Source organism: Vibrio sp. Sgm 5, assembly GCF_026241575.1.
In the GTDB taxonomy this organism is placed as follows: domain Bacteria; phylum Pseudomonadota; class Gammaproteobacteria; order Enterobacterales; family Vibrionaceae; genus Vibrio; species Vibrio jasicida.
On the sequence record NZ_JAPHPY010000009.1, the window covers coordinates 93,686 to 109,632 of the forward strand.

Here is a 15,947-nt window from a genome sequence, read left to right on the forward strand (position 1 = left end):
AAAAGAGCCCGCTGAAGTCGCGGGCTCTTTTCGTTTAAGCGATTAATGGTGGTGCGTGTGCTTTTCCATGTGGTCTTTTTTCTCAACCGCCATTTCTACTTCCACTTTACCTGCTTTTTTGAACGTCAAAGTCACTGGGAAACGGTCGCCTTCTTTTAGCGTTTGGGTTGGGTTGAAGATCATGAGATGGAAGCTGCCTGGCTTGAATTCCACTTTCTGCTGAGGCTCTACCACGACTTCATCAATCTTAATCATCTTCATCATGCCGTCTTCTTTCGTGTGAGTATGAATCTCTACACGGTCAGCAATCGGTGTTGAAGCTGCGATCAGCGCGTCATCAGCATCACCTAGGTTACTTAGCTGGAAGAAACCGCCAATCACTGGCGCATTTGGTGGCGCCTCTCGGCTCCAAGGATGATCGATGTGAATCTTGCCTGCTTCGTATTCGTGAGCAAGGCTGAGTGGGCTCGCTAATAGAGCAATAAGAGCGAAGGCTGTGGTTTTCATTGTTTTAAGCATTAGTGTTTTCCTTTTGAAATTTTGCTTCTCCGAATCGTTTGTTCGATCGGATTAATTGTTATTGTTGTGCGCCACATGCAGAGCATTAGGCAAGGAAAGCACGAGGTGGTGATTGTTTTGGTGCGACGTGTTTATACACTTGTCGACCACATAGGGCGAAGTCGTAGGATATTAATGTGTGCTTGCGGCGTCGCAGCCAAAAGATGGTGGCAAGAAAGAGCCCTAACGCAACGGAGATAAAGAATTGAGCGGCTTGCAATAACGGACATTCAAATTGGATGCTGTCGTGCAGATTGAGATCTTGAATGAAGTCTGAGTTGGGAAGTGCATTCGCTTGAATTAACTCGTTAACATCGACCCATTTAAAGCCATCTGCAGTACACAGTAGCACCTTCTCATCTTGTACTTGATTGAGCCAGTTTTCACCGTGAATTTGCGTAGGGTTGAGCGCGACGGTGGATGTCAGGTACAACTGAAACAGCACTGCGATGATTATCGCTACTGCACTTATAGTTGGTTTTCCTGATTGTATTTTGACTGTTTCCATACGACGCGATACTTCATTGTTTCGGCGCGGGATACTAACAAATGAGCGTTAAATTGTAACTGGTAGTTTATAAAAAGGTGATGTGAGTGTGTTTTATTTGTTTTGTGGATTATTGTTCTAAAGATAAATATCTAAAATTGCGTTGCTCACAGCACAGCTTAACCTGTTGGCTTGCTGAATGGTGCGGATTTGATTGGTGATTTTACGTGCTAGAATCGCGCTTATTCGATTCAAAGTGACTATCTATTCTTCACTTGTTTTCCATTAACGGAATTATGACAGTAATTTAATAAAGGATACGGTATTCTCCGCACCTTTGTAGTTGCCTGAAGCGCCCGTCATATAAGGGGTGCGGAATCTTAAGAAATTTCTCCAATGAAATACGAACAACAGATCGGATATCGATATCCTAAAGGTCGCTTTGCGATGGTGAGCGTGTATGCGTTTACTGGTGCAGCGATTTTAGCATCGACTATTTTCTCTCTTTTATTGTTTTTGTCGATTGATGAAAACCCAATGATGCAGGCGCTATTTGGCGGTTTGGCCATCATATTTGAAGCGGGTAAATTTTACGCTTGGTATGAATACGGTGAGCGTCGTGCCCATCGAAACTACGCAGGTGCCTTAACGGCATTGGTGTTTTATTTGGTTCTCGCTGCCATTTCTATTGGTGGCAGTATCGGTGGTATCAACAGTGCGACCAACAGTGCACAAAGCCATATCTCGGTAGAGCAGGCAAAAGTTGAAGCCTACAACCGTCAGATTGCATCAATCGATAAACAGATTGAACTGAACAACATGGCGGCGCAAAAGTACATCGAAATGGAGCGCATCGCGACAGGTGTCTCTCGTATTCAAGAGCAAAACAAGAAATTGCGTGAAGAACAGCAACGCCTAGCGACGGAACGCGACAGCTTACCGCCAGTAGCGCAAGGTTCGGTGATCGGCTTGATTGACAGCTTGGCGAAAGCATTCGGTACTACATCGTCTCAAGCGCAGCTGGGTTTGGTGGTCTTCTTATCAATCTTGTTGGACTTCTTCGCCGCGTTTTTCGTTGGATTGATTGGTGAAGAGAACCGCTTCCGTCATTACTTCCGCAGAAACGATGGTATTACGCTAGCGAACGTTCGTGATATTGAACTCGAACCGGCGGGTTACTTACCTCATATTAAAGAGGAAGAACAACCTGAAATGTCTGTGCCAATTGAGCCAGAAGAACCAAAGACGTTATTAGAACAAGTGAGTGATGCGCTAAAAGGGCATCAAGTGACATGTACTAAGAAAGCCGTCGCGAAGCAGTTCCGACTTTCAGCAGAAGAAGTTGATAAAGTATTTGAAGAATTGGCTGAGCTTGGTTTAGTCGGTAAGAAAGCGAATCACCATTACCATTGGATTGGTCAAGCTGAAGCGGCTTAAGCATTTCGAGCGAAAAACAAAAGAGCGTCCATCTGGTCGCTCTTTTTGTACGCGGAAACACAGCATTAATCCGTGATGATTTTCTTGGTTGTGTTCTTAAGAGGTTTCTTTTCTTTTTCTGGCATTGCAGCATCAACTGCTTTACCTGCAATCCCCTCATCTGGCAGAGCGTCTTTGCCCGCTTCTACGGTGGTATCTTTCAACGCTTCTTTTGGGGTACAACGACCACCAACACCAACAACCGCTTTGGTTGCCGTTGCTTTCGCGGCTTTTTCAGCATCACAGTCGGGGTCCATTACGCCTGCATAGCTGGCTGTAGAAACAAACAAGAAAAGAAGGAGGGCCAGATTACGTATTTTCATTCCAGTTACCGTATTTATGTAAACATGCATTAAGTGTAACTGAGGGATTCTGATTTGCAGGAAAAGAAAAGTGCCGCCAAAGCGACACTTGTGGGTTTCTGTTGTAATTTCGGAAGTTTAGTCGTTCGCGAGCTCAATTTCTCTTGCGATATTTTGATCACCTACAACCACACCATCAACCTCAATCATTGCACCATCTAGGTTGGCTTCCTGTACTCCTTCGAGTTGAGTATTGCTATCAATCACGACGGTTTTGGTTTGAAATTCAGGCCCATGCTCGTTTTGGCAAGCAAGAACAAACGTTCGGGAGTCTGCGTTATAGCTGTTTACTAAACCGGTGCACTCAAAAGATTCAACTCGCTCTGGTGTTGCATCAGCCTTTGGTGCAGCAAAACTGCTTGCTGAAGCACAAGCGCTGAAAATCATCATTAGAGGCAGTGTTATTTTACGCATTATTAATCCCTCATTTGGTCATACGTATCTGTTGTAAAGAGGATAGAAGAAAAGTCGATACGGGAGGAAAAGAAGCATCAAATTGTGATGCTTCTTAAATATTTGCGTGTATTTACATTACGTTAGTCGTCGTGACTTTCTGCTTCTACTTCACGTGCTACGTTTTGGTTGTTGATGATCACACCTTCAACTTCGACTTTAGTGCCGTTTAGATTGTGCTTTTCTAAGCCTTCAAAGCGAGTTTGAGCGTCAATCACAACGGTGTTGTTGGACATGACTTGGTCTGCATCATTTTCACAGCGTGAAACTTGGAACGTTTCCGTGTTTACGTTGTAGTTTGTTACCACACCTTCACATTCAAACTCTTTACCTTGCCAGTTACTGTCGTGGTCACCATCAAAATCTGGGCCGTCGATCTCGACTTCGGTCGCCGTGCGAACGCCATTTTTCATTACAGACGTTACTTCAACTTCTTGGCCTTGTTTCAAGTCGGTTTTAGTCCCGTCTTCAAAGCGGGTCGCGTTATCGACAACGAAGTTACCACGGTAGTTTAGTGAGAATTGGCTGTAGTCATTAGCGACCCAAGTAACAATGCCTTCTACGTCGTTATCACCGACCAAGCTGTCGTAGTTTTCGACTTCAACTTCTTTAGCCATGAAAACATCGCCTTGCATCGTACCTTCGGCTTCTACCCATTCGCCAACGCTCAAACCATCAACTCGGTCATAAGAGACTGTGACGTTCGCACCTAGTTTGAATGTACCGTTATTGGTGTCAATGCTTGAGATACGACCTTCAATTTCATCAGGACCGTTGTAATCGAAATCAAACTTAACGACGGATAGCACTTTGTAGCCCGCATCAGCGGTTGGTAGTGAAGACACCATAACCCAGTCGCCTTGGTCGATTTCATCACTTAAACCTTCAAAATGAAGTTCAACACCGTTTACCGTGAACGTTTTGTTGATGTGGTCAATCGCGGTCACCGTGCCAGTCATGGTCGGTTCTAGCGTAACAACAACCGGTTCCTCTGTTGATTTTTCTGTTCCAGAACCCACTTGAACCATCATGTTTGGCTGAACGGCGCCAAGGTTGGTTTCTTTTGAACCATACATGACTTCAGAAACGCGGTAGGTGTAGCCATTTACTGTAATGGTGCTTTTCGCTTCGTTTACGGACTCAACCGTACCAATCGCTGAGCTTGGTTTTGCTGCCGGTTGAGTTGAAGAGCTGCCACCGTCACCAGAACCACCACAACCCGATAATGCCATGCCCACTGCGGCTACAAGCGCTAATTTTTTCATGATTTATACCTGTTTTTGAAAGCTTATTTATGAATTTGGTTGTATCTTATGATGCGTATCGTGAAGTGTTCGTGAAGAAACGTGAGCCTATGAAAATATTAATTGTCGATGATAATCACAATGTTTCAGAAACTATTGCCGATTATCTGGAATTGGAAGGGATGACGATAGATTGCGCTTATCATGGAGAGGCCGCGCTAAATTTAATTCAAGAAAATCATTATGATGTGATCATTATGGACATCATGATGCCGAAACTTGATGGCATCAGTACCGTCCATAAACTGCGTCAAGAGTATCTATGTGGTACGCCGATATTATTTTTAACCGCCAAAGATACGTTAGACGACAAAGTTGCCGCGTTTCAAGCTGGGGGTGACGACTATTTGATGAAGCCATTTGCAATGCAAGAGTTGAGTTTACGTGTGCATGCACTGGCAAATCGAGGCCCGAGACAAGATGTTGGCACGCTCAAATTTGCCGACATTAGTTTGGATGTGCGTACCGACCAAGTCACAAGAATGGGTAAAGCACTCAAACTGAGTCGTATTCAAACTAAGATCTTAAAACTGTTATTAAAGCGGGCTCCGGCATCGGTATCTCGAACCGAAGTTATTGAGGATGTCTGGGGGGATGAACCTCCGGGCAGTGATGCGTTGCGTAGTCATATTTACGGGCTAAGAACTGCACTCGATAAAGGGTTTGATGATTCTAGATTAGAGACCATTCATGGACAAGGTTACCGACTTAAAGCATAAAGATTACCCAAGCATTTATCGCAAAATTCGTTGGGGTTTTGGCCTTATGACGTTTGCGATGTTTACGTTGTTTTGGTCATTAATTTATGTGGCAGAGAACAAACTGGAAGTGTTGAGCTTGCATCACTGGCTCGATACTGAAGTGGTTCTATACAAAGAGAATTACAAAAAGCAGGGTTGGGATGCCCCTTTGCCAAACGTGATGGAGTTTGATTCCTACTGGAGCAAAGCTCCGACACCTGATTGGCTGCTGTCGTTTAAGTTTCCAGGCTTCTATGAATACCTATTGGGTGAAGAGGATAAGCACTTTGTTGTCTTCGAGCACCCATCTGGTGAAGGATTGATGTACATCGTCTTTCAAGATGATTCCGATGATTATTTGGATGAGTACGAAAGCTCGTTGCATCAGTTTACTTTTTTCTTGGGTGGCTTGTTTTCCATCATCATGGTTGGCTACGGTGTTTACATGGTGCGAATTCTTTCTCGTCCACTGGCGAAAATTGAAGGCAAAATCGGCTGTATGCCGCCAGACCAACCCGCGTTTGAAGTCGATACTAAGTTCAGTGAAACCCGACATATTGAGCAAACTTTGCTGGACAGTAAAAACAACATCGCAGGTTACTTCCGACGAGAGCAAGAGTTTAGCCGATTTGCATCACACGAACTTCGAACGCCCATCATGGTAATAAAAGGCTCCGCAGATATTTTAAGCCGAGTGCCAGATCAACCACGCGTCGCGCAAAAAGCCATTGCGCGCCTTCAACTGGCCAGTGAAGAAATGCGGGTTCTAACGGAAGCTTTCTTACTGTTAGGGAAAGAGAATGTTGAGCCGCAGCACTACGGCGACCATGAATTGATTGTTTGCCTCAATCAACAGCTAGAAGAGCTTGCTCCTCTGTTTGCTAAACAAGGTGCAGAGTACCAGTTAAGGGAAAAAGACAGTGGTGTGGTGCATGCGCCTGAGAGTTTTATCACCATTGTGATCAATAACCTGATTAAGAATGCATTCAGTTACAGCGTTGGTGACATCGAGATTGAACTGAATGGCACTCAATTGGTGGTTGTGAATCGCCATGATGGTAATGAGACCTACAATGCCGGTTATGGCTGTGGGCTTGTGATTGTGCAACGCATCTGTGAGCGCATGAGTTGGCCGTTTGAATTAGAGGATGATGGCGTAAGGTTTACGGCCAAAATCGACTTTGTTTCCTGATTGAGCACTTCGATTAGGGGAGTGCTTCGAACGGTGTGAATAACGAAAAGCCAGAGATTTCACTCTGGTTTTTTTTGTACCTAACTGTCAGTGAAAAAAGAAAAAACACTGATATGAATTAGACTCTAGGGAGTGGAAGGGAAACTCAAGGAGCGACTATGCTTTCGTACCACGTCAGTAAGAGCGTTGAAATCGAAAAGACACAAAACGAGATTATCGATTACCTCAAAGATTTTAAGAATTGGCCGGAATGGTCTCCTTGGCTTATTTTAGAGCCGGATTGCGAGTTGACTTACAGCAATGAGCAGGGGCTGGTCGGTTCCGGCTATCAGTGGAACGGGAAGCGCGTTGGTACTGGGGCAATGGTCTTAGAGAGCACACAAGAACATCGTTTAGATATGGAATTGCACTTTTTCCGCCCTTTTAAAAGTCATGCGAAAGTGACGTTAATCGTCACGCCATCAGAGAAAGGATCTGTGGTGGAATGGCAGATGCAATCAAGCGTGCCGTGGTTTTTATTTTTCTTGAAAGGCATGTTTAAAAGCATGATTGAGATGGACTATGAACGTGGGCTGCGCATGCTGAAGCGCCAATTAGAGACCGGAACTGTCTTATCTGAATTGGTTGAAGTCGGTAGCCGTCAGCAAAATGAAATTAACTACATTGGCTTAATGGGTTCCGGCATGATGAATGATCTGGGACCAATCATGCAAGATCACATTGAACGATTATTTGACCTCGTAGAAAAAGAGAAGCTACCTGTGACCGGGGAGCTCTTCTGCTATTACTTATCCATGGACATGAAGCGTGGATACTTTGAATTTATTACCTGTTTACCAGTTAAAGCTGGCGTTGCCGCGATGGGGGATTTTGTTGCTGGAACCATTCCTGCCAGTGACACCTTTGTTGTGGAGCATAAAGGTGAATATTGGTTTCTGGGTAATGCATGGTCAATGGCGATGAGTGTTACTCGGCATGATGGTGTTAAAGTGAAAAACAAACCTTTGGGTATTGAACGCTACTTAAACAGTCCGCATGATACTGAGAAGGCTGAGCTGCGCACTGAGGTTATCTTATTTAAGAAATGATGTGCGTTGTAAAACTATGAACTAACGCCATGTTTCATCCTAACTGCATGATAGTATTCGTTAATGCTTTAACATTAGAACGATACTCAAGTTGATGAGTGCCACATTGGCACCATCGCATTATGTCATGGATGAGATATGAAACTGAAAACCCCTCTAATAACTGCCTGCTTATTTGCCAGTCCTGCCTTTGCCAGCGAGGCGCCAAAAAACATCATCTATATGATTGGTGATGGGATGGGGCCTGCCTTTACCTCTGCCTACCGTTATTATCATGATGACCCAGCCACAAAAGAGATTGAACCGACGGTGTTTGACTCGATCTTAGTTGGTATGGCAAAGACGTATCCTGATGATGTCACCTATGTTACTGACAGTGCAGCAAGCGCGACGGCACTGAGCAGTGGCATTAAGAGTTATAATGGTGCTGTGGCGGTTGATGTCGATAAAAAGCCAGTTAAAACCATGCTTGAGATGGCAAAAGAGCAGGGGATGACGACTGGATTAGTTGCAACGTCACAAATTAATCACGCCACGCCAGCGAGCTTTGCAGCTCACAATGAATCTCGTCGAAACTATGATGAGATTGCCAATGACTACATTGATAACAAAGTCGATGATCAGTTACCTGTTGATTTATTACTTGGTGGCGGTGTGCGTTATTTTGAACGTGAAGATCGCAATTTGGTTGAAGAATTTAAACAGCAAGGTTACCAGTACATTACCGATTTCAAAGGCCTTCCTGCATTGCAAACTTTACCTGCGTTAGGCCTGTTCGCAGATAAGGCATTTCCATTTGCGCTTGATGAGAATCCCACTCGTCTAGAGGAAATGACCAACAAAGCTCTCTCACTGCTGCAACGTCGAGATAACGGTTTTTTCGTTATGATTGAAGGCAGTCAAATTGATTGGTGTGGCCACGCGAACGACATTGCGTGCGCGATGGCAGAAATGGATGACTTTGCCAAATCGATTGAATTGGCGAAAGCTTATGTCGATGCGCATCCAGACACTTTGTTGGTGGTGACGGCTGACCACTCCACAGGCGGTTTAACTATCGGTGCAAATGGACAATACCAATGGAATACAGAGGCGATCAAAGGAGTTCATCAAACGGCATGGCCCTTAGCGATGTCATTAGCGCAGTCTCACGATATGATCAAAACATGGAATGCTTCTGTGGATTGGGAATTGTCGAAAGAGCAAGGTAGACAACTCGCTTATGCGAAATTAAGTGAAGAACCAGCGAAAGCGCTTTATAAAGAAGTGAAAGACATCATCAACAAGAAGAGTTTTACTGGTTGGACGACGAAGGGTCATACCGCTGTTGATGTTCAAGTGTTCGCTTACGGGAAAGGGGCTGATAAGTTTGTGGGCTCACAGAACAATACCGATATTGCCAAGAAGTTGATCGGGTTTATTCAATAAATTAGATTGAAGCTGATTAGTAAAGAAAATGCCTCAGCGATTGCTGAGGCATTTTTATCAGCCAACTTCTCTTGCTAGAGAATTATTGTGCACGGTATTTACCGCTGTTTAGTTCAATTTTAGACGCTTTTACGCGACTGTCCGCATTTAGGTAATCACTGATGCCAAGAAGATCTTGGCCTTCTGATGCTTTAAACACCGCGGATTCACCTTGTGCGAAGACAACTTCAAGTTTCAGCTCCTTTGCTACAGCCTTTGCATCCGTAGGACTTTTTACTGTTACAAAGATAAGGCCTGTGGCTTTAGATACGTTACTAAACGCGTTCTTAAACACCTCATCACCTGCATGCAGTTCAGCGGCTTCAGATAAGTTATCGACTGATAGCTGACGGTAGTCTTGGCCGTTAACTTCTAACGCGTCAGAAGCGACGAATAGCTCAGGAGTTGGTTGCTCTGCCAATTGCTGTGCACTTGCAGTTGCCGCCATTGTTGAAAGAGCCAGAATAGAAAAAGTCATAAATTTCATGTGATTGACTCCTTAGTGACCGAAGATGCGCATAGACCAGTTTTTGATAACCCCTGGTTGTGCGTTGTTTGCCATCGGTACATCATAGATAGCAGAAGAGTTGAAATATGCAATGAATGAGAATACTTCATCACCGTTGGTATCGATCGCGCGTAGCGTCCATTCGCCTTTCGCATTCTCACCGTAGAACTGGTTCGACAGCATTAGTTGGTTTTCGTAACCTGCCACTGTTGGATCAAGTGATTGGCCAACAAGGCCGTTGCGAGGCGTTTGTAGAACAGAACGCGTACCTGCTGGAGAAATTAGTTCAATTGCCAAATCTGGTAGGCGTGAGTGTTCCAGCGTTAGCTTAACTTGAACAGACTCAACCGTTAAGTCTTCAGTGATCGCAATAGCAGAAGAGCCGCCTGTTAAGCTTGCATCTGGAACGCTCACTTCAGTTGAATTGTTTGCCCATGGCGTAATGACTTGTGCAGGTAGAACGTTGTTTGTCATACGTGCACGCTTCATTGCTTCATCTAGGTTAACGGCACCAAAACCATAGAAGGAATGGAAATCAACGCCCGCTGCGTTTTTCTGCCATGGTGAAATAGCTTCATAACTGACAACTTCACCTTGGTTGTTGACAAATTCAAGTGCAACACCTGGGTGATCTTTGTCCGTGACACTTGCTGTTTCTGCAAGAAGAGCACGAACATCACGAGCTGATAACGCGTGGTTTGTCGACATGATTGCGGCAATCGCACCAGAGGTGTTTGGAGCAGCAGAAGACGTACCATTCATCGTGCTGGTGTAGTTACAGTTTGGATCTTGCTCTGTACCGCCATGCAAGCCATTAATACCCAAATCTGCGCTGGTGTTTTGACCTTCTTCACAGCCCATTAAGTCCGTTGTTACCATTGCTGGAAAGTCTTGGCCGTATTCACCCGCTGGTGCAGCAACCCAAACGTTTGTACCCACAGACGAGTAACTTGCACGTGTACCATCGGCACGTAATGCACTAGTGACTAGGTTGTAGTAACTTGCGTTGTCATAAGACTGCTGTGAGTTGTGCATTGGTAAGCCTTTGTTACCACCACCGGCGAAGAAATCGCCTGGAAGAACGAAGAATCGGCCAGTATTGAAGTAATGATAACCGTTACCTGCAGACTTAACGAAGATTGCTCCACGGCCCCATGCGTTACTTTCACTCACATCTTTCATGACATCCATTTCGAGTTTGAACTGAGGATCGTTCTCGTCGAATGGAATAGGGGTAAGTGGGCTAAAGCCATAACTTTGGTTGAATACGCGCACGTCGCTGGTAGACGCGTCTGCACCGTGAGAAATTAACCAACCTTCAAGTGTTTGGTTAGCGAGCCAGTTAAAGCCCATCAAAGAAGAGCGAGAAGCGACACCGCGAACGCCTTCACCGTTATTACCGACAGCACTGATCAAACCGGCAACGGCAGTACCGTGACCATTTGCATCGACTGGGTAGTCGGCTGGGAATGAAGAGTCTTCAACAAAGTTTCTGCTGCCTGTGACTACGTTACCTGCAAGGTCTGGGTGGTCGATTTGAACACCAGAATCGATAACGGCAACTTTCACCCCAACGCCAGCAATACCCATTGCTTGTGTCAGGTTGGTGTTTAAATCGTTACCCGCAACCGCAGGATTGGCCGCGAACGCCGTTTGTCCTGTGTTGTTTAAGTGCCATTGCTCTGAATAGAGCGGATCGTATGCCGAGACGGCAGGAGAAATACCTACTGCCAACATCGCGGCGAATAGGCGATTAATGCGTGTTTCCATTTGTGACCTCATTGTCTTTGTTTGGAATTTTTGTCCCTGTTCGATACTCCTTTAAACAGGTCTAAACAAAGCTAGCGGTTAACTAAGGAGACGAAAACTGTTTACATCTTATTTACGTTCATTTTTCGACGCACGACATTATCTTGACGTTAACTGCTTGAAGTCACTTGGGATTCTGGATATTTGACTGGAAGATAGCGTGTTTAAAAAGCAGGAAAACTAGAGTAATTTCCTGCTTTTTATGGAATGGGGTGATTTATATGGCAGGTTGTATGGTTGCCTCAGGTTCTGTAGGGGCTTGTTCTTTACGAGACAGCAGACCGTCAACTACCTTTTCAACATAAAACTTCTTAAATTCTTTATCGCACCATTTCTTGTTCAAACCGCGACGGTTGAATTCAGCACCGATTGCTACTCGAGTTTGATTTGTGGCGCGATTGTAGTAGAGCGTTTCGCATAATTGCATGTTACTCATTTGCTGAGCGTACACATTAACACTGCTACTTCGCATTCCAAGTTGGGAAGCCTGTTGGTTACTGCATGCAGCCAAAAAGAAAGGGGCAAATGCAGCAAGAATCCATATTTTTTTCATTGTGCTTTTCTATGACGTCGAGTGAATTTTGTGCTGGTTACGACCAGCTTGTTTGGCATCATACAGAGCTTGGTCCGCGGCAAAGAACCACTTATCCCACTCTTGTTTGATCGATTGAGCGCTTAACTCGTTGACCGCGCCGAGAGAGATTGTGGCGCTTAGCGACTGTGAGTCAACCTCTAGATTGTTGTTTTCTACTGCAAGTCTCAAACGGTTGAGTGTTTTTGCACAGTCGTCGACGTGACGGATTTCGAACAATAATACAAACTCTTCACCACCCCAACGAACCAAAAGATCACCAGAGCGTGTCGCCTCATCCAAAATAGTGGCGACGTGTATCAGCATCTTATCGCCTAAGTCGTGCCCGTATTGGTCATTGAACGATTTGAAGTGGTCGATATCAATGACCGCTAAGGCAAACTTTCTATCTGGACTGCGACGAGCCATATTTTCCAACCAGCTAGGAAGGTAGCGGCGGTTATGGACTTTAGTTAGCGGGTCCGTTGTGTTCTGTTGCGCCAACTCTTCGTTGATCTTATTCATCTGGCGGATGTAACGGAACAACCAAAAACCGATAGCCGCAACGACACAAAAATAGAAGATTTCACGATAGCGTTGAGATTCAAGCTCAGACGCTTGCAACGCATTTTTTGCTTCTAGTAAGGTCAGCTCTTTTTGCGCTAACTTTGCCTCAAGATCGAGCTTGATGTTAATCATTTCTTCACCATGGACATGGCTAGAAAAGTTGCGCTCCAAACTGCGTAACTGACCTAAGTAATCAAATGCAGCTTCAAACTTCTTCAACTCTTGATTCGCTCGAACCATGACTAGAAGAAGGTCCATTTTTTGTTTAGTTTCAGCGCTAGCCGATTCATTTAAGCTATCGAGTGCCAACTTCGCATTTAAGATTGCTTGATCAAACTGATTGTCTGCGAGGTACGCTTCGGCATACGCCTCATAACAAGCGGCTTTGATACTTTTATGATTCTGAGGGTTAGGTAAGGCTAAGCAGGCTTCTGCTAGCTCTAATGATTCATCTATCTTACCAAGCGTACTCAAAAGCTGAGATAGGTTGGAAACAGAATTATGTTTGATTCTTACTGAGCCGGTTTCCATCGACAGTTTCGCAGCTTGTTCGAAATAGTGTTCAGACTCAAGGTACTCTTCCATTCCAAAATAAACCACGCTCATGTTAGCGTACATGATCGCTAGGAAAAGGCTGTTGTCGTATTGATCATCGCTGTTTAAATACCCATCAATCGCTTGATCTAAGTAGGTTTTCGCTCGCTTCCAATCGGACAGTTCCATGTAAAGAGAAGCGATATTATTGAGTGTCATCGCGATTTGGATTTCAAACTCAGAGTGTTCAAGCAGATCGTAAGCGGTACGGTAGTGTCTTAGGCCTGTTTGCACTTGAGCGCGTTGGACTTCGGCATTACCTAACCAGCGATAGGCGCGGCCCTGCAAAGAGTCATAACCGATCTCACGCGCGGTGTTGATGACTTCGTGTAATAGAAGTTCGCCTTGCCACACTTCGTCTGCTTCTACTAATTCTACGGCTTGGTTGAGTTTGGCTTCTGCAATAACCCACGGCAACTTGTGCTTTTTACCAAACTCCACAAGGTTGGGAAGTTTCGGTAAAGGAACCCCTTCATAGCGTTCTAGATAGATACGGGCAAAGTAATACAGTGCTTGAGATTCTGGCGAAGCATTAGGTGGCAGCGACAGATCGCTAGATTTAATTGAACGAGGTTTACCAATGGAGTCGAAGTAGAACTCCAGCATTGGATAATCTGCGCGAGCAAGATGTTGCTTTAGGTAGCTTTCCTTTTTGGGCGCGTCAGCGGCTAGGCTGGGTAGTGAGCAAAGCACTCCAAATATAATAGGAAAAAGGAATCGCAGCGTTTTTAACGGTAAAGGCATCAGACTGTTGATAGAAAAGCTGACTCTTATAATGAAACACGTAACAAGTTTATCATCTCTTAACCGCGATTACCCATAGATTTAGCGGTTTTATTCTGCTTATTATTCTCTTCACCAAGCCAATGAAACTAGGCATATGGTCAAGGTAAACGTTTAAAAAGTTCAGTTTTGTCGTAGAGGAGGAAGGTAGAGTCTGTCTGCGGTTATTTATATAAGAAGGGTCGGAAGACTGGTGGGGATATTTTCGCTGACCGATTCAAAAATAAAGACACCGTTTGATGATAATTCAATCTTAAAAAATCGTTCGATCTCTAAAAGTTCACATGACTGTAATAAAAATTTAATCTTTGTATGAGTTGTGGAAAAATGCTTTTTTCGACATAGTGTTAGTAAGCCAAGAGAAAACGGCTTGTTTTCACTAAAAAGGAGATTGCCTATGCACAATGAAATGATTCAACCTTCCCACTTTGGTATCATCGGTCGTACTTGCATCGCGTCTGTACTAATGATCGTAGGTGTTTTCACATTCATGTAATGAGAAAGTCTCTTTCTATTACCGAATAAGAAAACCATAGCAAAATTCAGGGAATTACCTTAATAAAAAATAAGGTATTCCCCTGAAAATAAAAGCCACGTCTATTTTCTTAACTCAACAAGCTAAAAACCAACGCACTTACTGCAATAATCCCCGTCAATAGGACAAAGTACGTCGATACTTTTCCACGATACTGCTTTAACGCTTTCACTTTGTACACCGACAACATCGGCATAATGAACAAGATCATTGCAATGACAGGTCCAGAGAGCGCTTCCATCATGCCAAGAATGCTCGGGTTCAAAATGGCTGCAATCCAAATCGAGATAAATAGCACCACGACACTGATGTGATCAACACGTCGTTTTGGCATGTCCGAATGCTTAGTGATTAAACCATTCAAGCTTTCACGCGCACCAAGGAAGTGACCAAGGAAAGAGGAGGTAATCGCGACAAATGCTACAAGTGGGCCAAGCGTTGCAATGAATGGATTGTCTGTTGCATTTGCTAAGTAAGACAGTACTGATACGTTTTGCGATTTCGCCTCTGCCAGTTGCTCTGGAGAAAGCGCCAAGACACAAGAAAACACAAACAAAAGAACAAACGCAATCAGCATGACACTTGTACGACGCAGAATTAGCTCTGATTTATTATCGGCCGCATCACCATAATGACGACGTTGAACATTTGCAAAAGTGGAAATTGCTGCTGCGTGGCTGAAAGAGAAGATCACAACCGGAATCGCTAACCACATTGTGCTTGCGAAGGACGACATTTCCGGCGCATCCATCACTGGCATGCTCCAGTTCGGCATCAGATAAAATGAAAGAAACGCCAGAATCGCAACCAATGGGTAAACCATGATAGCAAACGCACGTAGCATCACTTTTTCACCCGCCATCATGATAGCAATTAAGCTGAACACCAATACGCCGGACAGTAGGGCACGCGGTAATCGCTCCATACCCGCTTGGTTGACCATGAAGCTGTCAACGGTGTTGGTAATACCTACGCCATAGATAAGTAGAATCGGGAAGATCGAAAGGAAATACAAGAGAGAGATAGAGCGTCCCGCTTTTGCGCCAAAGTGCTCTTCAACCACATCGGTAAAATCTGCGTTTTTCACTTTTGATGACAGCACAAATCGTGCTAGGCCACGGTGTGCCAAATAAGTCATTGGGTAGGCGAGTACCGCCATGACGACAAGTGGCCAAAAACCACCAATACCTAAGTTAATCGGTAAGAATAAAATACCCGCACCCACGGCAGTACCAAACAGACTTAATACCCAATGGGTATCATGTTTAGTCCAAGCGTTTGTTGTGTTTAATTCACTAAAATTTAATGTATCTCGAGATTCTTTCACTTAAAACTCGCCTTTATAAAAATAATAATCGCGCGGATGTTAACTGTTTTAGTGATTGTTATCACATGGAGGTGATGGTGAATCATGCTAGTGAAGAGGCAAAGGTGTAAACTATCGAACCATGTA

15 protein-coding genes are annotated in these 15,947 nt (G+C 44.4%); 5 read left to right on the plus strand and 10 right to left on the minus strand.

All coding sequences use genetic code 11. The features are described from left to right. Nucleotides 1-42: 42 nt before the first annotated feature. Nucleotides 43-519: a copper chaperone PCu(A)C gene (locus OQJ86_RS07560; RefSeq protein ID WP_038873472.1), complete on the minus strand. Its 477-nt coding sequence runs from the start codon at nucleotides 517-519 to the stop codon at nucleotides 43-45. 85 nt (nucleotides 520-604) lie between these two features. Beyond that, on the minus strand, nucleotides 605-1,066 hold the full coding sequence (locus OQJ86_RS07565; RefSeq protein ID WP_038873475.1) for a hypothetical protein: 462 nt from the start codon (nucleotides 1,064-1,066) through the stop codon (nucleotides 605-607). 375 nt (nucleotides 1,067-1,441) lie between these two features. Here OQJ86_RS07565 and OQJ86_RS07570 point away from each other — a divergent pair, with 375 nt between their 5' ends. Continuing rightward, nucleotides 1,442-2,482 carry a hypothetical protein gene (locus OQJ86_RS07570; protein ID WP_045405184.1) on the plus strand — a complete coding sequence of 347 codons (1,041 nt, stop codon included), beginning with the start codon at nucleotides 1,442-1,444 and terminating at the stop codon, nucleotides 2,480-2,482. 65 nt (nucleotides 2,483-2,547) lie between these two features. On the opposite strand, the gene OQJ86_RS07575 is transcribed toward OQJ86_RS07570, so the two are convergent. The 3 genes from OQJ86_RS07575 to OQJ86_RS07585 all read right to left on the minus strand — a co-directional run bounded on the left by OQJ86_RS07575 (nucleotide 2,548) and on the right by OQJ86_RS07585 (nucleotide 4,601). Beyond that, on the minus strand, nucleotides 2,548-2,844 hold the full coding sequence (locus OQJ86_RS07575) for a hypothetical protein (RefSeq protein WP_038877133.1): 297 nt from the start codon (nucleotides 2,842-2,844) through the stop codon (nucleotides 2,548-2,550). 117 nt (nucleotides 2,845-2,961) lie between these two features. Further along, on the minus strand, nucleotides 2,962-3,297 hold the full coding sequence (locus OQJ86_RS07580; RefSeq protein WP_265987378.1) for a hypothetical protein: 336 nt from the start codon (nucleotides 3,295-3,297) through the stop codon (nucleotides 2,962-2,964). Nucleotides 3,298-3,419: 122 nt separating this feature from the next. Further along, on the minus strand, nucleotides 3,420-4,601 hold the full coding sequence (locus tag OQJ86_RS07585) for a DUF5666 domain-containing protein (RefSeq protein WP_265987379.1): 1,182 nt from the start codon (nucleotides 4,599-4,601) through the stop codon (nucleotides 3,420-3,422). An 89-nt stretch (nucleotides 4,602-4,690) separates the two neighbouring features. Between OQJ86_RS07585 and OQJ86_RS07590 the strand changes: the two genes are divergently transcribed. The 4 genes from OQJ86_RS07590 (at nucleotide 4,691) to OQJ86_RS07605 (ending at nucleotide 9,088) form a co-directional block, all read left to right on the plus strand. Further along, a complete protein-coding gene (locus tag OQJ86_RS07590; RefSeq protein WP_038873507.1) occupies nucleotides 4,691-5,359 on the plus strand; it encodes a response regulator transcription factor in 669 nt (222 codons plus the stop codon). Beyond that, complete coding sequence (locus tag OQJ86_RS07595) at nucleotides 5,331-6,572, plus strand: sensor histidine kinase (RefSeq protein ID WP_039974226.1); 1,242 nt, start codon at nucleotides 5,331-5,333, stop codon at nucleotides 6,570-6,572. The genes OQJ86_RS07590 and OQJ86_RS07595 overlap by 29 nt, the downstream gene beginning before the upstream one ends. A gap of 158 nt (nucleotides 6,573-6,730) precedes the next feature. Further along, nucleotides 6,731-7,660, plus strand: coding sequence for an SRPBCC family protein (locus tag OQJ86_RS07600; RefSeq protein WP_265987380.1), 930 nt, complete (start codon nucleotides 6,731-6,733; stop codon nucleotides 7,658-7,660). A 138-nt stretch (nucleotides 7,661-7,798) separates the two neighbouring features. Then, on the plus strand, nucleotides 7,799-9,088 hold the full coding sequence (locus tag OQJ86_RS07605; RefSeq protein ID WP_265987381.1) for an alkaline phosphatase: 1,290 nt from the start codon (nucleotides 7,799-7,801) through the stop codon (nucleotides 9,086-9,088). An 82-nt stretch (nucleotides 9,089-9,170) separates the two neighbouring features. On the opposite strand, the gene OQJ86_RS07610 is transcribed toward OQJ86_RS07605, so the two are convergent. The 5 genes from OQJ86_RS07610 to OQJ86_RS07630 all read right to left on the minus strand — a co-directional run bounded on the left by OQJ86_RS07610 (nucleotide 9,171) and on the right by OQJ86_RS07630 (nucleotide 15,821). Further along, a complete protein-coding gene (locus tag OQJ86_RS07610) occupies nucleotides 9,171-9,614 on the minus strand; it encodes a hypothetical protein (RefSeq protein WP_265987382.1) in 444 nt (147 codons plus the stop codon). Nucleotides 9,615-9,626: 12 nt separating this feature from the next. Next, entirely contained in the window at nucleotides 9,627-11,405 is a 1,779-nt protein-coding gene (locus OQJ86_RS07615) for a S8 family peptidase (RefSeq protein WP_265987383.1), read from the minus strand. Nucleotides 11,406-11,661: 256 nt separating this feature from the next. Next, nucleotides 11,662-11,997 carry a hypothetical protein gene (locus OQJ86_RS07620; RefSeq protein WP_038873503.1) on the minus strand — a complete coding sequence of 112 codons (336 nt, stop codon included), beginning with the start codon at nucleotides 11,995-11,997 and terminating at the stop codon, nucleotides 11,662-11,664. Between the two features lie 9 nt (nucleotides 11,998-12,006). Then, nucleotides 12,007-13,920: a diguanylate cyclase gene (locus OQJ86_RS07625; RefSeq protein ID WP_416236447.1), complete on the minus strand. Its 1,914-nt coding sequence runs from the start codon at nucleotides 13,918-13,920 to the stop codon at nucleotides 12,007-12,009. Nucleotides 13,921-14,564: 644 nt separating this feature from the next. Beyond that, on the minus strand, nucleotides 14,565-15,821 hold the full coding sequence (locus OQJ86_RS07630; protein WP_265987385.1) for an aromatic amino acid transport family protein: 1,257 nt from the start codon (nucleotides 15,819-15,821) through the stop codon (nucleotides 14,565-14,567). Nucleotides 15,822-15,947 lie beyond the last annotated feature (126 nt).